Source organism: Pseudomonas sp. S2_F03 (assembly GCF_054668335.1).
The window spans coordinates 5,065,755-5,084,037 of record NZ_CP162759.1; the positions used below are offsets into that span (position 1 = coordinate 5,065,755).

The 18,283-nt window shown below is 59.1% G+C and carries 12 protein-coding genes and 2 pseudogenes; 8 read left to right on the top strand and 6 right to left on the bottom strand.

Features of this window, described 5'->3' with window-relative positions; translation table 11 throughout:
* Position 1: 1 nt before the first annotated feature.
* Positions 2-610, bottom strand: coding sequence for a transcriptional repressor LexA (lexA, locus tag AB4N76_RS23640; protein ID WP_046026989.1), 609 nt, complete (start codon positions 608-610; stop codon positions 2-4).
* A gap of 229 nt (positions 611-839) precedes the next feature.
* On the opposite strand from lexA, the gene AB4N76_RS23645 reads away from it, so the two are divergent.
* The 3 genes and pseudogenes from AB4N76_RS23645 (at position 840) to AB4N76_RS23655 (ending at position 3,467) form a co-directional block, all read left to right on the top strand.
* Complete coding sequence (locus AB4N76_RS23645; protein ID WP_046026988.1) at positions 840-1,547, top strand: TetR/AcrR family transcriptional regulator; 708 nt, start codon at positions 840-842, stop codon at positions 1,545-1,547.
* A gap of 158 nt (positions 1,548-1,705) precedes the next feature.
* Positions 1,706-2,717 (top strand): annotated as a pseudogene (gene nagZ, locus AB4N76_RS23650) (beta-N-acetylhexosaminidase).
* Between the two features lie 12 nt (positions 2,718-2,729).
* Positions 2,730-3,467, top strand: coding sequence for an S-methyl-5'-thioinosine phosphorylase (locus tag AB4N76_RS23655; RefSeq protein ID WP_046026986.1), 738 nt, complete (start codon positions 2,730-2,732; stop codon positions 3,465-3,467).
* A gap of 114 nt (positions 3,468-3,581) precedes the next feature.
* Here AB4N76_RS23655 and AB4N76_RS23660 read toward each other — a convergent pair.
* The 3 genes and pseudogenes from AB4N76_RS23660 to mfd all read right to left on the bottom strand — a co-directional run bounded on the left by AB4N76_RS23660 (position 3,582) and on the right by mfd (position 10,312).
* Positions 3,582-6,274: pseudogene (locus tag AB4N76_RS23660) on the bottom strand (SNF2-related protein).
* Positions 6,275-6,285: 11 nt separating this feature from the next.
* Entirely contained in the window at positions 6,286-6,852 is a 567-nt protein-coding gene (locus tag AB4N76_RS23665) for a CsiV family protein (RefSeq protein ID WP_046026984.1), read from the bottom strand.
* Positions 6,853-6,862: 10 nt separating this feature from the next.
* Positions 6,863-10,312: a transcription-repair coupling factor gene (gene mfd, locus AB4N76_RS23670; RefSeq protein ID WP_460163586.1), complete on the bottom strand. Its 3,450-nt coding sequence runs from the start codon at positions 10,310-10,312 to the stop codon at positions 6,863-6,865.
* Positions 10,313-10,675: 363 nt separating this feature from the next.
* Here mfd and AB4N76_RS23675 point away from each other — a divergent pair, with 363 nt between their 5' ends.
* The 3 genes from AB4N76_RS23675 (at position 10,676) to sthA (ending at position 14,885) form a co-directional block, all read left to right on the top strand.
* On the top strand, positions 10,676-12,139 hold the full coding sequence (locus AB4N76_RS23675; RefSeq protein WP_046026982.1) for a glyceraldehyde-3-phosphate dehydrogenase: 1,464 nt from the start codon (positions 10,676-10,678) through the stop codon (positions 12,137-12,139).
* 127 nt (positions 12,140-12,266) lie between these two features.
* Complete coding sequence (locus AB4N76_RS23680; protein ID WP_046026981.1) at positions 12,267-13,292, top strand: FAD:protein FMN transferase; 1,026 nt, start codon at positions 12,267-12,269, stop codon at positions 13,290-13,292.
* 198 nt (positions 13,293-13,490) lie between these two features.
* Positions 13,491-14,885 (top strand): Si-specific NAD(P)(+) transhydrogenase, encoded by a 1,395-nt coding sequence (sthA, locus tag AB4N76_RS23685; protein ID WP_046026980.1) that lies wholly within the window; start codon positions 13,491-13,493, stop codon positions 14,883-14,885.
* 42 nt (positions 14,886-14,927) lie between these two features.
* On the opposite strand, the gene AB4N76_RS23690 is transcribed toward sthA, so the two are convergent.
* Complete coding sequence (locus AB4N76_RS23690) at positions 14,928-15,650, bottom strand: glycerophosphodiester phosphodiesterase (RefSeq protein ID WP_046026979.1); 723 nt, start codon at positions 15,648-15,650, stop codon at positions 14,928-14,930.
* A gap of 14 nt (positions 15,651-15,664) precedes the next feature.
* On the bottom strand, positions 15,665-16,243 hold the full coding sequence (locus tag AB4N76_RS23695) for a PilZ domain-containing protein (protein WP_046026978.1): 579 nt from the start codon (positions 16,241-16,243) through the stop codon (positions 15,665-15,667).
* 94 nt (positions 16,244-16,337) lie between these two features.
* Here AB4N76_RS23695 and AB4N76_RS23700 point away from each other — a divergent pair, with 94 nt between their 5' ends.
* Positions 16,338-17,588 (top strand): lipoprotein-releasing ABC transporter permease subunit, encoded by a 1,251-nt coding sequence (locus AB4N76_RS23700; protein WP_046026977.1) that lies wholly within the window; start codon positions 16,338-16,340, stop codon positions 17,586-17,588.
* Positions 17,589-17,595: 7 nt separating this feature from the next.
* Positions 17,596-18,279, top strand: a complete 684-nt coding sequence (lolD, locus tag AB4N76_RS23705; protein WP_162830870.1) for a lipoprotein-releasing ABC transporter ATP-binding protein LolD — start codon at positions 17,596-17,598, stop codon at positions 18,277-18,279.
* The last annotated feature ends 4 nt before the right edge of the window (positions 18,280-18,283 follow it).

Here is an 18,283-nt window from a genome sequence, read left to right on the forward strand (position 1 = left end):
TTTAGCGGCGAATCACGCCGACACTCAAGCCTTCAATCACCAGTTCCTGATCTTTCAGGTTCACTTCGATAGGGGCAAATTCAGGGTTTTCGGCAATCAACCAGACCTTGCTGCCGTCACGCTTGAAACGCTTGACCGTCACTTCGTCGCCAATTCGAGCGACCACGATTTGACCATTACGGGCTTCACGTGTGGTGTGCACGGCCAGCAGGTCCCCGTCGAAAATACCGACGTCTTTCATGCTCATGCCGTGAACCCGCAGCAAGTAGTCAGCGCGCGGATGGAAGAAGGCGGGGTTGATGTTGCAAGACTCTTCGATGTGCTGCTGGGCCAAAATGGGGGCACCGGCAGCGACTCGTCCAATGATTGGCAGCGTCGAGTCATCGGCTTTGGCTTCGAAGCCTGGAATGCGAATGCCACGGGACGCACCCGGAGTCATCTCGATAGCACCCTTGCGAGCGAGCGCCTTAAGGTGTTCCTCTGCCGCGTTGGGCGACTTGAAACCCAGCTCCTGAGCGATTTCCGCGCGGGTTGGTGGATAGCCGTTGTCTTCGAGGCAGCGTTTGATGAAGGCCAGAATCTCTGCTTGGCGTGGCGTCAGCTTTAGCATTTTGATCGCTCTGTCTTTTTATACAGTGACTGGGATTATATACAGTGAAAGCGTCTTGGCAATGCCCCTTTTTTCGCCGACTGCCCGACGGTCGATCGACCCGCTGATTGAAGCTTTGCCGTTGTATGGTTAAATAGCTGACCGACCATTCCCAAATCGAACTGCCAGGCTTGACAATGCATAGGCTGAAACGTATGTTTCAAACAAGTGTTTGTCAGGCGGAGTAGCCATGGCCCAGTCGGAAACCGTTGAACGTATTCTTGATGCTGCCGAGCAGTTGTTCGCGGAAAAAGGTTTCGCTGAAACCTCGTTGCGCCTGATCACCAGCAAGGCCGGTGTCAATCTGGCGGCGGTGAACTATCACTTCGGTTCCAAGAAAGCGCTGATTCAAGCGGTCTTTTCGCGCTTCCTCGGGCCGTTCTGCATTAGCCTCGATAAAGAGCTCGAGCGGCGTCAGGCCAAGCCCGAGAACAAGCCGACTCTTGAAGAGCTGCTCGAAATCCTCGTCGAGCAAGCCCTTGTCGTGCAACCTCGTAGCGGCAATGATCTTTCGATCTTCATGCGCTTGTTGGGTCTGGCCTTCAGTCAGAGCCAAGGCCACTTGCGGCGTTATCTGGAAGACATGTACGGCAAGGTGTTCCGTCGCTACATGATGCTGGTCAACGAAGCCGCACCGCGCATTCCACCGATCGAGCTGTTCTGGCGCGTACACTTCATGCTCGGTGCCGCAGCGTTCAGCATGTCGGGGATCAAGGCTCTGCGCGCGATTGCCGAAACCGATTTCGGCGTCAACACCTCCATCGAGCAAGTCATGCGCCTCATGGTGCCGTTCCTGGCTGCCGGCATGCGTGCCGAAACCGGTGTGACCGATACCGCCATGGCCACCGCGCAGTTGCGTCCTCGCAGCAAGTCGGCCCCGGCTCCCGCCAAGGTTTAACCGCTCACGGGTGGGCGCGGCAGCTGACATCCGCTAAGCTAGCCGCCCATGCCGACTCTCGTTATGAACCCGTTCCCCATTTGTATCGCCGACCTGCCGGGCTTTGCCCAAGGCGGCGAATTCGTGTGGGGCGGGTTTCTCGTTATCAAGGAATTTCTATGACTGCTGGCCTGCAAGGCTCGTTGATGGTGGACGTCGCCGGTACCTGGCTGACGGCTGAAGATCGCCAATTGTTGCGCCAGCCCGAAGTGGGCGGCTTGATCATTTTTGCGCGTAACATTGAAACTCCGCGCCAGGTGCGCGAGTTGAGCGCTGCGATTCGTTCAATTCGCCCCGACCTGCTGCTGGCGGTGGACCAGGAGGGCGGTCGCGTCCAGCGTTTGCGCCAAGGCTTTGTGCGACTGCCGGCGATGCGCGCCATCGCCGACAATCCAAACGCCGAATACCTGGCCGAGCAGTGCGGCTGGATCATGGCCACCGAGGTGCTTGCCGTTGGCCTCGACCTCAGTTTTGCCCCGGTGCTGGACCTTGATTATCAGCGCAGCGCCGTCGGTAGGAACCCGTTCCTTCGAAGGGGACCCCGAGCGTGCCGCGTTGCTGGCCGGTGCTTTTATCCGGGGCATGAACAGCGCCGGCATGGCCGCTACTGGCAAGCACTTCCCCGGTCATGGCTGGGCTGAGGCGGATTCCCACGTCGCCATCCCGAACGATGAGCGCAGCCTCGACGAGATCCGCGCCAACGACCTGGTGCCGTTCGCCAAATTGAGCAAGCAACTGGCTGCCGTCATGCCGGCCCATGTTATTTACCCGCAAGTCGACTCCCAGCCTGCCGGCTTCTCTCGTCGATGGTTGCAGGACATCCTGCGCGGTGAGTTGCAATTCGATGGTGTGATCTTCAGCGACGACTTGTCGATGGCCGGTGCTCATGTGGTGGGCGATGCGGCCAGCCGGATCGAAGCCGCGCTGACCGCCGGTTGCGACATGGGCCTGGTGTGCAACGATCGCGCTGCTGCGGAGTTGGCGCTCAGCGCTGCCCAGCGGCTGAAGGTCAAACCGTCTGAGCGTATTGCGCGAATGCGCGGCCAGTCATACGCCAATACCGAATACCGTCAGAACCCGCGATGGCTGACGGCTGTCGGCGCGCTCAAAGACGCTCAACTGATTGAATAAGGACTTTACGTTATGACGGTTTACGCGATTATCGGTGGCACCGGCCTGACTCAACTCGAAGGCCTGAGCATTCGCCAGTCACTGGCAGTGGACACTCCGTACGGTGCGCCCTCGGCTGAAGTGCAGATCGGCGAATACGCCGGCAAGGAAGTGTTGTTCCTCGCCCGTCACGGTCATCCGCACCGTTTCCCGCCACATCAGGTGAACTACCGCGCCAACCTCTGGGCGTTGAAGCAGGCGGGCGCCGAAGCGATCCTCGCGGTCAACGCCGTGGGCGGGATTCATGCGGCGATGGGCACCGGGCATTTCTGCGTGCCGCATCAGTTGATCGATTACACCAGCGGTCGTGAACACACGTTTTTCGCCGATGAGCTGGAACACGTCACACACATTGACTTCAGCTATCCCTACAGCGAGCCATTGCGTCAGCAGTTAATCGCGGCGTTGGCGGTTGAAGGCGTCGGCTACAGCAGTCATGGCGTATACGCCTGCACCCAGGGGCCGCGGCTTGAAACTGTTGCGGAAATCGCCAGGCTTGAGCGTGATGGCTGCGACATCGTCGGCATGACCGGCATGCCGGAAGCGGCACTGGCTCGTGAGCTGGAACTGGATTACGCCTGCCTGGCGCTGGTGGTGAACCCGGCGGCGGGCAAGTCGACGGCGGTGATTACCATGGCTGAAATCGAGCAGGCGTTGCATGACGGGATGGGGAAGGTGAAGTCGACGTTGGCGCGGGTGCTGAAAGGGTAAGGCAGGCTTTGCATCGAGTTGACCCAATCGCGGGCAAGCCCACTCCCACAGGATTGATGTTGACCTTGTGGGGGCGGGCTTGCCCGCGAAAGCAATCGATCAGACGCAGAGACGTCAGCGCTTCTCCAGCTTATCCGGCAGTGGCGCAAACAACGCTTCAATATCATCGCTCTGCAACTTCCAGTCCCCGGCCTTGCGTCCATCCAGAACGCCGGCAGCCAGGTCGGATTTTTCTTTTTGCAGATGCTGAATCTTCTCTTCCACTGTGCCCCGGGCAATCATCTTGTAGACGAACACCGGTTTCTCCTGGCCAATTCTATAAGCCCGGTCAGTCGCCTGGTTTTCCGTTGCCGGGTTCCACCAAGGGTCATAGTGAATTACCGTATCCGCTTCAGTCAGGTTCAAACCAACACCGCCGGCCTTCAGGCTGATCAAAAAAATCTGACGCTTGCCGCTCTGAAATTCCTTCACTGGCGCACGTCGGTCGCGCGTTTGTCCCGTCAGCAGCGCGTACTCGACGCCACGCTTCTTCAGTTCGACTTCAATCAGCGCCAGCATTGACGTGAACTGTGAAAACAGCAGAATCCGCCGACCTTCTTCAAACAATTCCTCAAGCATTTCCATCAAGCTGTCGAGCTTGCCCGATGTGCTGCCGCGAGACGGCAGGGCGGCATCGTTGACCAGGCGCAAATCACAGCACACCTGACGCAGCTTCAGCAGCGCCTCAAGAATGATGATCTGGCTGCGCGCTACGCCTTTGCGGGTGATCTCGTCGCGGACCTTTTTGTCCATGGCCAGGCGCATGGTTTCGTACACATCGCGCTGGGCTTCGTTGAGCTCGACCCAGTGAATGATCTCGGTCTTTGGCGGCAATTCTTTCGCGACCTGTTCCTTCGTCCTGCGCAAAAGGAACGGTTTGATCCGGCCGTTGAGGTGCGAAAGCCTGACTTCGCTTGCGCGTTTTTCAATCGGCACCCGGTAGTCGCTGTTGAAGCTTTTTACATCCCCCAGCCAGCCGGGCAGCAGGAAGTGAAACAGCGACCACAGCTCACCCAAATGGTTTTCCAGCGGTGTGCCGCTCAGGCACAGGCGCTGGCGCGCATTGAGCTCGCGGGCGGCCTGGGCGGCCTTGCTGTTGGGGTTCTTGATGTACTGCGCTTCATCCAGCACCAGTACGTGCAATGGCTGCGCGGCGAGGCGTTCGACGTCCTTGGGTAGCAGCGCATAAGTGGTCAGGATCAAGTCGTAATCGGCCAGATGGTCGAAATGTTTTTTGCGACTGGCGCCGTACAGTGCCAGCACTTTGAGTTGCGGCGTGAAGTGCGCCGCTTCGTCGAGCCAGTTCGGGATCAGGCTGGTGGGCATTACCACCATGCACGGCCGATCCAGGCGTCCTGCATTTTCTCGGTAAGAACATGCGCCAGGGTTTGTAGGGTTTTGCCCAGGCCCATGTCGTCCGCGAGAATCCCTCCGACCTCCAGTTGCCGTAACGACTGCATCCAACTCAGGCCTTCCAGCTGATAGGGGCGCAGGGTTGCGTTCAAGCCTTCCGGTACGGTCGCGGTGTAGTCCTTGATGTCGCGAAGACGCTGGGCGAACGAGCGGATCTGTTCCCCGCCTTCCCACAGCAGCGGCATGTCTTCCAGCGGATTCAGGCGCGTGGCGTCAGCCTTGCTCAAGCGCAACGTGGTTTCGCCGGGTTCTTGCAGATAGAACTCGCCGAGCGTCGCCAGTACCGGCTTCAAGCGCCCGAAGGGCAGGGCGACTTGCAGTGGGCCGTATTCGGAGTTCGGACGATTGGGAATGTTCACCAGAATCAGCTCGTCGTCGCGCCGGCGGGCCAGGCGCTCCGGGTTGAGGATTTCGGTGTGGGAGCGCATCAGGTTCAACAGGATCGGCAGTAAACTCAGGCGCTCGCCATTGACGATAATCCCCAGCTCGAGATCAAACCAGTCGCGCTCCGGTGCCTGCTCGACGGTGGCGTACCAGTCGTCCACGGCGGTCAGGTCGAAACCGAAGTCTTCGTCGATCTGCAATTCCCAACCTTGGGTGCGCAGCTTCGGCAACTCATTCAGGGTGAACGTCAGCCAGGCACTGTCATTGGCCATCTCGTAGAGCTCGCCGGCGCTTTCCGGCAACGCTTTACTTTGCCGGGTGGCAATCTTGAAGCCAAGGATTCGCAGCTGTTCTCTGTAGGTTTGTTCGACGTCCGGGTGACGTTTTATCCGCAACGTCTGGGTTTCCTGGCGAATCAGGATGTCGGTGTTCTTTTGTCCGCAGACGTATTCATCCAGATAGCTGAAAGACAACGCCGCGCGATGCTGGATATAGCGCTGCATTTTGCCGTTGCGCGGTTCGAAAGCGCTGAACTCGATACTCGCCAGCCACAGTCGCGGCACCGGTTGGACATTATCCACCAGGATTTGCGGAGGTGCTTTCGGGCTGCGGTTTTCCAGCACGGCCTGAAGTTTTTCCAGTAGCTCGGCGTCCTGCGCGGCGGCGGGGTAGTCCAGGGTTTCCTGGACCTTCAGCAGTACCGCTGCGCAATGTTTACAGTTGTTGTGAACCGGGCAGGTGCACGTCGCGTCGACCATCAGCAAGGTGGCTTTGGCCGACTCGCGCAGGCGAATGGTCTGACGGTAAACGTTACCGCCAGAACCTTCGCACGCGGCGATAATCGTAGCATCGCCGACCTCGACGATTCTGACGCGATTCTCCAGGGCGTAGCGACGGCCACGCTCCAGGCTTTGCTCTTTGAACCGGCTGACCCAGGAAGGTCCCAGGGGTTTGCTCAGGGTCGAGGTCATAGGGACTTCAATCAGTCCGGAATTTCATCGGGGACTGGCCGAGGTGCAGGGGCGGTAAGCGAGGTGATCTTGATCAGCAAGCCGAGGTGGCCGTTGTCGAGGAAGTTCAGCTGGCCGTTCTTGGTATGGCTTTCTTGCTTGAGGCGCTCGCTGGCGGTGACCATGCCGTTGGCGTCGATCTGGTTAACCCAGAAATCGGCGTCTACGTCGGTGAATCGTCCCAGTTTCAGGTTCAGCGTGCCCTCGATCGGGAATTGGCCGAACTGTTCCTTGCCGTCGCTGATCGCGACTTTGCTGCCTTCTTCACCCAGGTTCTGTTGCCAGGCCTTGTGCAGCAACACAGTGTAGTCGGTGCTGGCGGTGAGTTTTTCCACTTCGCCATTCAGGCTTGGCGTGCGCAGGCTGTCGGGTTTGATGCTTTGTGCGCCGGCGGCCCAGTCTTCCGGTGCAGCGCGGCTAACGATAGCGGGTACAGCGTTCTGGCGGACCAGAATCATTTCAATCTGATACATGTCATCGGCAAACGCCGTTGGAGCGACCAGGGTTGTCAGCAAGGTCAGTAAGCGAAACAGGCGCATGCGGCGTCCTTCAAGCAGTTTTCGGGATGAGGCACTCAAGCAGCGCCTCTACAGTATTAAAGCGCTCTTGCGGGCTTTCCATCGGGACCATGAATTTAAACATCGTGGCACCTTCGAATTTGTAGCGTTTGGGTTGGCCCTGAATCAGTTTGATCAGTGTCAGCGGGTCGACCGGCGTCTGCGCCGCGAACTCGATGCGGCCACCTTGCGGGCCACCGTCGACTTTCTTGATGCCCAGCAGTTCGGCCTGCAGCTTCAGCGCGGTGATGCGCATCAGGTTCTTGGTCGGTTCCGGCAGCAGGCCGAAACGGTCGATCATTTCAACTTGCAAGTCTTTGAGGCCGTCTTCATCGGTGGCCGAAGCAATGCGTTTGTAGAGAATCAACCGGGCGTGAACGTCCGGCAGATAGTCTTCGGGAATCAACGCCGGAACGCGCAGATTGACTTCCGGGCCACCGCCCAACGGCTGATCCAGGTTGGGTTGCTCGCCCTTGCGGATCGATTTCACCGCGCGCTCGAGCATTTCCATGTACAGCGTAAAGCCAACCGCCTGGATCTGCCCGCTTTGACCGTCGCCCAGCAACTCACCTGCGCCACGGATTTCCAGGTCGTTGGTGGCAAGCACGAAGCCCGCGCCGAGGTCCTGGGTGTTGGCAATCGCTTCCAGGCGTTTTTCTGCGTCCGGGGTAATTTGCTGGCGCGGCGGCGTCAGCAGGTAAGCGTAAGCCTGGTGGTGACTGCGCCCGACACGGCCGCGCAACTGATGCAGTTGTGCCAGCCCGAATTTGTCGGCGCGCTCGATGATGATGGTGTTGGCGCTCGGCACGTCGATGCCGGTCTCGATGATGGTCGAGGCGATCAGCACGTTGAAGCGCTTGTGGTAGAAGTCGCTCATCACCTGTTCGAGTTCGCGTTCGCGCATTTGTCCGTGGCCGATGCCGATCCGCGCCTCTGGCACCAGTTCGGCGAGGTCGGCGGCGCATTTCTCGATGGTCTTCACGTCGTTGTGCAGGTAGTAAACCTGACCGCCACGCAGCAATTCCCGCAGCAGGGCCTCTTTGACCGTGCTCTTGTTCTGCTCCATGACGAAGGTGCGCACCGACAGGCGACGAGCCGGCGGGGTTGCGATGATCGACAGATCGCGCATGCCCGACACTGCCATGTTCAGCGTGCGCGGAATCGGCGTGGCGGTCAGGGTAAGAATGTCGACTTCGCTACGCAACGCCTTCAGCTGTTCCTTCTGACGAACACCGAACCGGTGCTCTTCATCGATGATCACCAGCCCAAGGTTTTTGATCTTTACGTCATCTTGCAGCAACTTGTGGGTGCCGATGACGATGTCGATCTTGCCTTCGGCGAGATCCGCGACCGCGGCGTTCACTTCCTTGGTCGACTTGAAACGACTCATCACTTCCACGGTCACCGGCCAATCGGCAAACCGGTCGCGGAAGCTGTTGTAGTGTTGCTGGGCGAGCAGGGTGGTCGGTACCAGAATGGCGACCTGACGACCGCCATGCACGGCGATGAAGGCGGCGCGCATCGCCACTTCGGTCTTGCCGAAGCCAACGTCGCCGCAGACCAGGCGGTCCATCGGCTTCGGCGCGAGCATGTCGGCGCGTACCGCTTCAATGGTGGTTTGCTGGTCCGGGGTTTCTTCGAACGGGAAACCGGCGCTAAAGGTCGCGTAGTCGGCTTTCGGGTCTTCGAAGGCATAGCCTTCGCGCGCGGCACGACGTGCGTAGATGTCGAGCAGTTCGGCAGCCACGTCGCGCACCTGTTCGGCGGCTTTGCGTTTGGCTTTTTGCCAGGTTTCGGAGCCGAGACGGTGCAGCGGGGCCAAGGCATCGTCGCTGCCGGTGTAGCGAGCGATCAGGTGCAGGTTGGCCACCGGCACGTAAAGCTTGGCGCCTTCGGCGTATTGCAGCGTAAGGAATTCGGCCGCCTGATCGTCGATTTCCAGCGTCGCCAGCCCGAGGTATCGACCGACACCGTGATCGATATGCACCACCGGCGCGCCTTCGCGCAGTTCGGTTAGGTTCTTGATGACCGCGTCGTTGTTGGCGTCGGCGCGTTTTTCGCGACGACGGCGCTGCATCACGCGCTGACCGAACAGCGGGCTTTCGGCAACTAGCGCCAGCGCCGGATCATCGAGCACCAAGCCTTCGTCGAGCGGGGCAATGGTGATCGCCAGGCGTTCTTTGCTGGAGACAAAGTCCGGCCAGCTGTCGACGGTTTTCGGCCGTAGCTTCAGGCGTTCAAGTAATTCCAGCAATACTTCGCGACGGCCCGCCGACTCGGCGGTAAACAGCACGCGTCCGGGGAATTCATCGAGGAAGCCGGCCAGTGCCGCCAATGGCTGAGTGGCCTTGGCTTCGATGGCCAGGTTTGGCAATTCCCGCCCCGGGAAGCGCTCTCGACCGACACCGGTTTCCACGTCCTGTTGGCTGGCGACGACGCGGGGCCAGGTCTTCAGGCGTGCAAAACAGTCTTCCACTGGCAGGAACAACTCGGCCGGCGGTAACAAAGGACGGGACGGGTCGACACGGCGTTCTTCGTAGCGATTGCGCACGTCGTTCCAGAAATTCTCCGCCGCCTGTTCGATGCCCGGCAGGGAAAACACTTGCGTGTCCTGCGGCAGGTAATCGAACAGCGTCGAGGTTTCCTCAAAGAACAGCGGCAGGTAGTACTCGATACCTGCTGGTGTGATGCCACTGCTCAAATCCTGAAAGATCGGGCAGCGACGGAAATCGACATCGAAGCGCTCGCGAAAGCGTGCCTTGAAACGGGTGACCGCGTCTTTTTGCAGCGGAAACTCCCGCGCTGGCAGCAAGCGGACAGTGTCGACCTTATCGATGGAACGCTGGTTTTCCGGATCGAATGTGCGCAGCGTCTCGATTTCGTCATCAAACAGGTCGATGCGGAACGGTAGTTTGCTGCCCATCGGGAACAGGTCGATCAGCGAGCCGCGCACGGTGAATTCGCCGTGCTCGTACACCGTGTCGACATAGCGATAACCGCTGGCTTCAAGCCGCGTGCGCATTTGTTCAACGTCGAGTTTCTGGCCAACATCCAGCACCAGGCTGCTGCCGAGCAGGAATTTGGTCGGCGCCAGGCGATGCAGGGCTGTGGTGATCGGCACCACCAGAACGCCATGGTTCAGCTCCGGCAGCCTATATAAGGCAGCGATGCGCTGGGAAATGATGTCCTGGTGCGGCGAAAACAGATCGTAGGGCAGGGTTTCCCAGTCCGGGAAATGCAACACGGGCAAATCCGGGGCGAAGAAGCTCAGCTCCTGCTCCAGCCGTTCGGCGCTTTGGCTATCGGCGGTCAGCAGCAGGGTAAAGCGCTTGGCAGCGCTGGCAGCCTCGGCAATCGCCAGGCTGAGGGCAGCACCGGGCAGGTTGCCCCAATGCTGTTTACCTGCCGCGGCAGGGAGAAGCGGTAGACGCAGAACGGGCACGGAAGGTTGAGCTCCAAGCGTTGCGACAAAGTCGGTAATTGTAGCGGTCCCGGGTGCCGCCTGTCAGTTGCAGACTGTGTCTATTACGCAGGTTTGGCGAAATGTAGTGGTAAAGACAAAATTCGGCGGTTTTTTACTGGGAATGACTGGATATGTAGTGGAAAAACCAACGAGTGTTACGGAGGGTTACGGATAAGGTCGCGCTGTCTCCAAAAAATTGACTGCGCTGAAAGCCCCGGTTTTATTGGGCTTTGGCGAGGCGTGATTTTTTTGAACAGGAAAATGTTACGGATCGCACGACAAGCGCGCATTGCTACGGGAGGGAGTCGGCGGCATAATGTAGCCCCTTTTTTCTGCCCCTACATGTGGAAGGTTCCCGTGACTCAGAAGCCCGACCAGTGTCTTGGTGAATGGATCGACCGTGAAGCACTCGCAGAAGCGATGATTCCGCTTATCGGTCAGCTCTACCGCAATAACAACGTGGTGAGCTCGATCTATGGCCGCAGCCTGATCAACCGTTCAGTCATTGCGATTCTCAAAGCTCACCGCTTTGCTCGTCATCGTCAGTCCGATGACAGCGAATTGTCCGTCCACGAAACATTCCCGCTGCTCAAAGCGATGAGCGAGCTCAAGCTCGGCGCCGCTTCGGTAGACCTGGGCAAGCTTGCGGTCAAGTTCAAGACCGAAGGCAAAGGCCGTACTGCCGAGCAGTTCGTCCGTGAAGAACTGGCTGATGTGGTTGGTCAGCAAAACGTTGCCGCGCGCAAAGGCACCGACGTTGTCCTGTACGGCTTCGGTCGTATCGGCCGTCTGCTGGCGCGCATCCTGATCGAGAAAACCGGTGGTGGCGACGGCCTGCGTCTGCGCGCCATCGTTGTCCGCAAGGGCGCCGAGAACGATCTGGTCAAGCGTGCAAGCCTGCTGCGTCGTGACTCGGTTCATGGTCCGTTCGATGGCACCATCACCATTGATGAAGCCAACAGCACCATCACCGCCAACGGCAACCTGATCCAGGTTATCTACGCGAAAAACCCGACTGAAGTGGACTACACCCAGTACGGCATCAAAGACGCGCTGCTGGTGGACAACACCGGTGTATGGCGTGACGCCGACGGTCTGGGCCAGCACTTGGCTTGCCCGGGGATCGATCGCGTTGTTCTGACCGCGCCAGGTAAAGGCAAGCTGAAGAACATCGTTCACGGCATCAACCACGGTGAAATCACCGCTGATGACAAGATCGTTTCTGCCGCTTCCTGCACCACCAACGCCATCGTGCCGGTGCTGAAAGCTGTCAACGACAAGTTCGGCATCATCAATGGTCACGTTGAAACCGTTCACTCGTACACCAACGACCAGAACCTGATCGACAACTTCCACAAAGGCGATCGCCGTGGCCGTAGCGCCGCGCTGAACATGGTTATCACCGAGACCGGTGCTGCCACTGCTGCTGCCAAGGCTCTGCCTGAACTGGCTGGCAAGTTGACCGGTAACGCGATCCGCGTTCCGACGCCAAACGTGTCGATGGCCATTCTCAACCTGAACCTTGAGAAAGCCGCCACCCGCGAAGAGATGAACGAGTACCTGCGCTACATGGCGCTGCACTCCGATCTGCATAAGCAAATCGACTACGTCAATTCGCAGGAAGTGGTTTCCACCGACTTCGTTGGCTCGCGTCACGCAGGTGTTGTGGACGCTGAAGCGACCATCACCCAAGACAACCGCGTTGTTCTGTACGTTTGGTACGACAACGAGTTCGGTTACAGCTGCCAGGTAGTTCGCGTAATGGAAGACATGGCCGGTGTAAACCCGCCAGCTTTCCCGCGCTAAGCGCTACCCGCTGCAAATGAAAACGCCCCGACCTAGGTCGGGGCGTTTTTGTTTGTGCGGTGATCATAGCCTCATTTCTATCGCATAATGGCGGGCCTTGACGGCGTGTCTGGGCTTTTTTCAGGGGATGCAGGATTTGTTGAAATGGCGGCTTTTCAGTCTCGTCACATTGATCGCCGCGTTGCCAGGCTGCGGCAACAGCGACTCCATGGAGAGTTTCGGCGGCCCGACCATGGGCAGTACTTATTCGATCAAGTACGTGCGTAGCGAAGGTCTTCCTGCCCCCAAAGACGTCAAGGTCGAAGTCGAGAAAATCCTCGCTGAGGTCGATCAACAAATGTCGACCTACCGCAGCGACTCGGACATCGAGCATTTCAACGACCTACCCGCCAATCGCTGTCAAAAAATGCCCCCGCCAATCCTCAAGTTGATCCGCGTTGGCGAACAACTGTCAGAGCAAAGCGAAGGCTCCTACGACTTGACGGTAGAACCATTGCTCAACCTTTGGGGGTTCGGCCCGCAGGCGCGAGCGGAAACTGTCCCATCTGCCCAGGCGCAGGCAGAGGTGCGACAGCGTGTCGGATACCAGCACCTGCGCATCGACGGTGATCAGTTGTGCAAGGATGCCGCCGTCGAAGTCGACTTCAACAGCATCGCCGCCGGTTATGCCGTCGACACCATTGCCGCAAAACTCGAAGCCATGGGTATCCACAATTACCTCGCCGAAGCCACGGGCGAGCTCAAGGCTGCCGGCAAAAAAATCGATGGCTCAGCGTGGCGCGTCGCCCTGGAAGAGCCTCGTGACGACCAGCAAGTGGCGGAGCGCATCATTGCTGTCGATGGCTATGGCGTTTCCACCTCCGGTGACTATCGCAATTACTTTCAGCAGGACGGAAGGCGTTATTCCCACACCTTCGATGCCCGCACCGGTGCTCCGGTCCTACACACCCTGGCGTCAGTAACGGTGATTCATCCTTCGGCATTGATGGCCGATGGACTATCTACGCTGTTGCTGATTCTCGGCCCTGAACGGGGGTGGGACTATGCCCAGGCACATGACATCGGTGCATTCTTTGTGATTCGTGCCGATACAGGTTTCGTCACACGAACCAATCAGGCTTTCGAGCGGCTCAGCGGCGCAAAAACTGACTGAGGACAATACGAAAGCTGGCGTTGTAGTGCAGGCAAAAGTAGCCTACGACGCGACCAAGGGTTAATGTGCGCGGCGTTGACGCTTCTATAGACTGTGTCCGGGTTCTGCACTGGCCCCAAATTGTTCCTTCACGCCACAGATTGGCGTGATTTAGCCGCAGGGTGCCGATGGCATCGCGGCCTGTTCTGAGGAGTACGCATGGCTGTCTACAACTACGACGTGGTGGTGTTGGGTTCCGGCCCGGCGGGAGAAGGCGCGGCAATGAATGCCGCCAAAGCAGGGCGCAAGGTGGCGATGGTCGATAGCCGTCGCCAGGTCGGCGGCAACTGCACCCACCTGGGTACCATCCCGTCCAAGGCACTGCGTCACTCGGTCCGGCAGATCATGCAGTTCAACACCAACCCTATGTTCCGGGCCATTGGTGAGCCGCGCTGGTTCTCGTTTCCGGACGTACTGAAAAGCGCCGAGAAAGTCATTTCCAAGCAAGTCGCTTCGCGCACCGGCTACTACGCCCGTAACCGCGTCGACGTGTTTTTCGGCACCGGCAGCTTCGCCGACGAGCAAACCATCGAAGTGGTCTGCGCCAACGGTGTGGTCGAAAAGCTGGTAGCCAAGCACATCATCATTGCCACCGGTTCGCGTCCTTATCGCCCGGCGGACATCGATTTCCACCACCCGCGTATCTACGATAGCGACACCATCCTCAGCCTCGGCCACACCCCGCGCAAACTCATCGTTTACGGCGCCGGTGTGATCGGTTGCGAATACGCGTCGATCTTCAGCGGTCTGGGTGTACTGGTCGAGCTGGTGGACAACCGCGGTCAGTTGCTGAGCTTCCTCGACTCCGAAATTTCCCAGGCGTTGAGCTACCACTTCAGCAACAACAACATCACGGTTCGCCACAACGAAGACTACGATCGCGTTGAAGGCGTGGACAGCGGTGTGATCCTGCACCTCAAGTCCGGCAAGAAGATCAAGGCCGACGCCTTGCTCTGGTGCAACGGCCGTACCGGCAACACCGATCAGTTGGGCCTGGAAAACATCGGCGTGAAGGTCAACAGCCGTGGCCAGATCGAAGTCGACGAGGCTTACCGCACCTGCGTACCAAACATCTACGGTGCCGGTGATGTCATCGGCTGGCCGAGCCTGGCGAGTGCCGCGCATGACCAGGGGCGTTCGGCTGCTGGCAGCATCGTCGACAACGGCAGCTGGCGCTTCGTCAATGACGTGCCGACCGGCATCTACACCATTCCGGAGATCAGCTCGATCGGCAAGAACGAGCAGGAGCTGACTCAGGCCAAGGTGCCGTACGAAGTGGGCAAGGCGTTCTTCAAGGGCATGGCGCGGGCGCAGATTGCCGGTGAGCCGCAAGGCATGCTGAAAATCCTGTTCCACCGTGAAACCCTGGAAGTGCTGGGCGTTCACTGCTTCGGTTATCAGGCGTCGGAGATCGTGCACATCGGTCAGGCGATCATGAACCAGCCGGGCGAACTGAACACGCTGAAGTATTTCGTCAACACGACGTTCAACTACCCGACCATGGCCGAAGCCTATCGGGTAGCGGCGTACGATGGCCTCAACCGGCTTTTTTGACGGGCTCCGGCCGGTGGCCTGAGCCGGCCGGGGAGACCGATTTCAGCAATTCTCGAGCGTGGCGCTGGCCAAACCGGGAAAGTCTGTAATCAGGCTGTCAACGCCGAAGTCGGCGAGTCTGCGCATCAGCGCGGGCTCGTTGACTGTCCATACCGACACATGCAACCCCTGGCGCTGCGCCTTCTGCAGGCGCTCCGGCGTACACAGGGTCCAGTTCAACGCCAGAATCTCACAGCCGTAGCTTGCCGCAACCTTCAACGGGTCGAGCCAGGCGTATTCGGCCACCAATCCGCGAGACACGTCCGGCACCAGGTCCAGCGCGGCTTTCAGCACTTCGCGTGAACTTGAGGTGATCGTGACCTTGTCGAGCAGACCGAAACGCTGAGCCATTTCACGAATCGCCAGTACCGTCGTCGCAGCGCGAGTGCGTGAGGCGCTCTTGACTTCCAGTTGCCAGTGATCGAAGTCGCACTTCTCGAACAATTCTTCCAGCGTCGGGATAGGGCAGGGTTTGATCCAGCCCGGGCCACCCTTGCGTGCGTCGTAGGTCACCAATTCGGCCGCCGTGTGTTCGACGACTTTGCCGCGACGGTCAGTGGTGCGTTTGAGTGTCGGGTCGTGTATGACCATCAACTCGTTGTCCATGGACAAGTGCAGGTCCAGTTCGCAGCGGCGCACGCCGTGCTTGAGGCATTCCTGAAAACTGATCAGGGTGTTTTCCGGTGCTTCGCCCTTGGCGCCGCGATGGCCGTAGATGAGGGTCACGGTTCTTCCTTAAATTAAATGCCTGATTCGTTTTCGCGGGCCAGTCGTCGTTCCTGGGCCTGCTTTTGCAAAATATAGCGGGCGAGCAACTGCCGTTGAGCATCGGTCGGGCGTTCGAACTCGGTGCCGATATCAAAGGCACCAGCCTTGCGGTCGCAATGGGTGACGCGGGCTCGCAGCAACAGGCCGAGGGCTTGCGGCATCAGCACCATTTTGACGGACAGGTGTGCACCTACGGATATAGATGTCGGGTGCTGGAAGTCGATGCCGCCTTCGGAAATGATCACCGGCTGCGGTTCGCCGATCTGTCCGAGCACGGTGATCGCGATCACCTGGCTCAGTAAATCGATACGTTTGTTCTGGGATTTCAGGAAGGCTGCGAGGTTGCGCTCGCGCTCACTGATCTGGCGTAACAGGTGTTGTGACTCGAATTCGCTCAGGTGCAGTTCGCTGAGCAAGTTGAATAGTGGAGAAGCATCCTGCAACACTTCCAGGCCTGCGGCCTCGGGAGCGGACAGGGTCCGAATTTCCAGTGCGATCGTGTCCTCGATACGGTAGTATTCGCGGCGATCTTCTTCATCTAATGTCGACATGGCGAACCCATGGTAGCGGCGGTGGTCTGAGTGTAAAGCTGGTTATCGACCCCCGCCACAAGGACGTTCCTTTTCCCTCCGAACAAGCCCCGACATGTTCAGACCTCTCTTCGCATTTATTGGCACGCGTTATACCCGTGCAAAGCGTCGCAATCATTTTGTGTCGTTCATTTCCCTGACCTCGATGATCGGACTCGCCCTTGGCGTAGTCGTGATGATTGTGGTGCTGTCGGTCATGAACGGCTTCGATCATGAGATGCGCACCCGTGTGCTGGGCATGGTGCCCCACGCGACCATCGAGTCCGGTGAACCGATCAGCGACTGGCAAAGCCTGGCCGCCAAGGTCAAGCAGAACTCGCAGGTGACGGCCGTTGCGCCGTTTACTCAGATGCAGGGTTTGCTGACCAACAACGGCAAAGTCTCCAAAGTCCTGCTCAACGCCATCGATCCTGCGCTGGAACGGCAGGTCTCGATCATTGATAACTTCATGCAGCAGGGCAAACTCGACGATCTCGTTCCGGGCGAATTCGGCATCGTTATCGGCGACAAGGCGGCAGCCAAGCTCGGCGCGGCTATCGGCGACAAACTGACGTTTGTCGCGCCAGAGGTCACCGTGACCCCGGCTGGCATGTTCCCGCGCATGAAACGCTTTACCGTGGTGGGCATTTTCCATGTGGGCGCCGGTGAGCTGGACGGCTACCTGGGCATCACCAACCTGCAGGACCTGGCCCGGCTGCACCGCTGGAAGCCGGATCAGGTCCAGGGCATCCGCTTGAAGTTCGACGACCTGTTCCAGGCGCCGCGCACCGCGTGGAGCATCGCCCAGCAGCTCGGCGAGGACCGTTTCTACGCCCGTGACTGGACGCGCACCCACGGCAACCTGTATCAGGCGATCCGCATGGAAAAAGCCATGATCGGTTTGCTGTTGCTGCTGATTGTCGCCGTTGCTGCGTTCAACATCATTTCCACGCTGGTGATGGTGGTGAACGACAAGAAGGGCGACATCGCGATTCTGCGCACACTGGGTGCCACGCCGCGCACGATCATGGCGATCTTCATGGTGCAGGGTACGGTCATCGGTGTGGTCGGTACGCTGATCGGCGCTGTGGTCGGGATCTTCGCCGCGTTGAATGTCAGCGCCGCGATCTCGGCGCTTGAAGGCCTGATCGGCCACAAATTCCTTAACGCCGACGTGTACTTCATCGATTACCTGCCGTCGCAAGTGCAAAGCCAGGATGTGTTGATGGTCTGCGCCGCCGCGTTGGTCCTGAGTTTCCTCGCCACCCTGTATCCAGCCTGGCGTGCCGCGCGCACCCAGCCTGCGGAGGCGCTACGTTATGAGTGAGTCGGGCATGAGTGATAAAGCAATCTTGAGCTGCCGCAACCTGGGCAAATCCTACGAGGAAGGTCCGGAGTCGGTTGAGGTTCTGGCCGGTCTGCAACTGGAACTGCACCCGGGTGAGCGCGTAGCGATTGTCGGCAAGTCGGGTTCTGGCAAAAGCACCTTGCTCAATATGCTGGGCGGGCTCGATACGCCGACCAAGGGCAGCGTCTGGCTCGACGGTGAAGAACTGTCAGCGCTGAGCGAGAAGAATCGCGGCCTGCTGCGTAACCGCGCCCTTGGGTTCGTTTACCAGTTTCACCACTTGCTGCCGGAGTTCACGGCCCTGGAAAACGTCTGCATGCCGCTGCTGATCGGCAAGACGTCGATCCCCGAGGCGCGTCAGCGTGCCACGGCGTTGCTGGAGCGCGTAGGGTTGGGCCATCGTCTGGAGCACAAACCGGCCGAATTGTCCGGGGGTGAACGCCAGCGTGTGGCCATCGCTCGTGCCTTGGTGAACAACCCGGGCCTGGTGATGCTCGACGAGCCGACCGGCAACCTCGACTCCCACACAGCCCAGGGTATTCAGGATTTGATGCTGGAACTCAGCACCTCGATGCGCACGGCGTTCCTGGTGGTGACCCACGACATGAACCTGGCCCGCCAGATGGATCGCGTCCTGCATTTGCAGGAAGGTTGCCTGACACCCATCTGATTGG

Coding starts and splice junctions, on each gene's coding strand:
- lexA (WP_046026989.1), bottom strand. CDS start 610: ATGCTAAAGCTGACGCCACGCCAAGCAGAGATTCTGGCCTTCATCAAA.
- AB4N76_RS23645 (WP_046026988.1), top strand. CDS start 840: ATGGCCCAGTCGGAAACCGTTGAACGTATTCTTGATGCTGCCGAGCAG.
- AB4N76_RS23655 (WP_046026986.1), top strand. CDS start 2,730: ATGACGGTTTACGCGATTATCGGTGGCACCGGCCTGACTCAACTCGAA.
- AB4N76_RS23665 (WP_046026984.1), bottom strand. CDS start 6,852: ATGCGCCTGTTTCGCTTACTGACCTTGCTGACAACCCTGGTCGCTCCA.
- AB4N76_RS23675 (WP_046026982.1), top strand. CDS start 10,676: ATGTGGAAGGTTCCCGTGACTCAGAAGCCCGACCAGTGTCTTGGTGAA.
- AB4N76_RS23680 (WP_046026981.1), top strand. CDS start 12,267: ATGCAGGATTTGTTGAAATGGCGGCTTTTCAGTCTCGTCACATTGATC.
- sthA (WP_046026980.1), top strand. CDS start 13,491: ATGGCTGTCTACAACTACGACGTGGTGGTGTTGGGTTCCGGCCCGGCG.
- AB4N76_RS23695 (WP_046026978.1), bottom strand. CDS start 16,243: ATGTCGACATTAGATGAAGAAGATCGCCGCGAATACTACCGTATCGAG.
- AB4N76_RS23700 (WP_046026977.1), top strand. CDS start 16,338: ATGTTCAGACCTCTCTTCGCATTTATTGGCACGCGTTATACCCGTGCA.
- lolD (WP_162830870.1), top strand. CDS start 17,596: ATGAGTGATAAAGCAATCTTGAGCTGCCGCAACCTGGGCAAATCCTAC.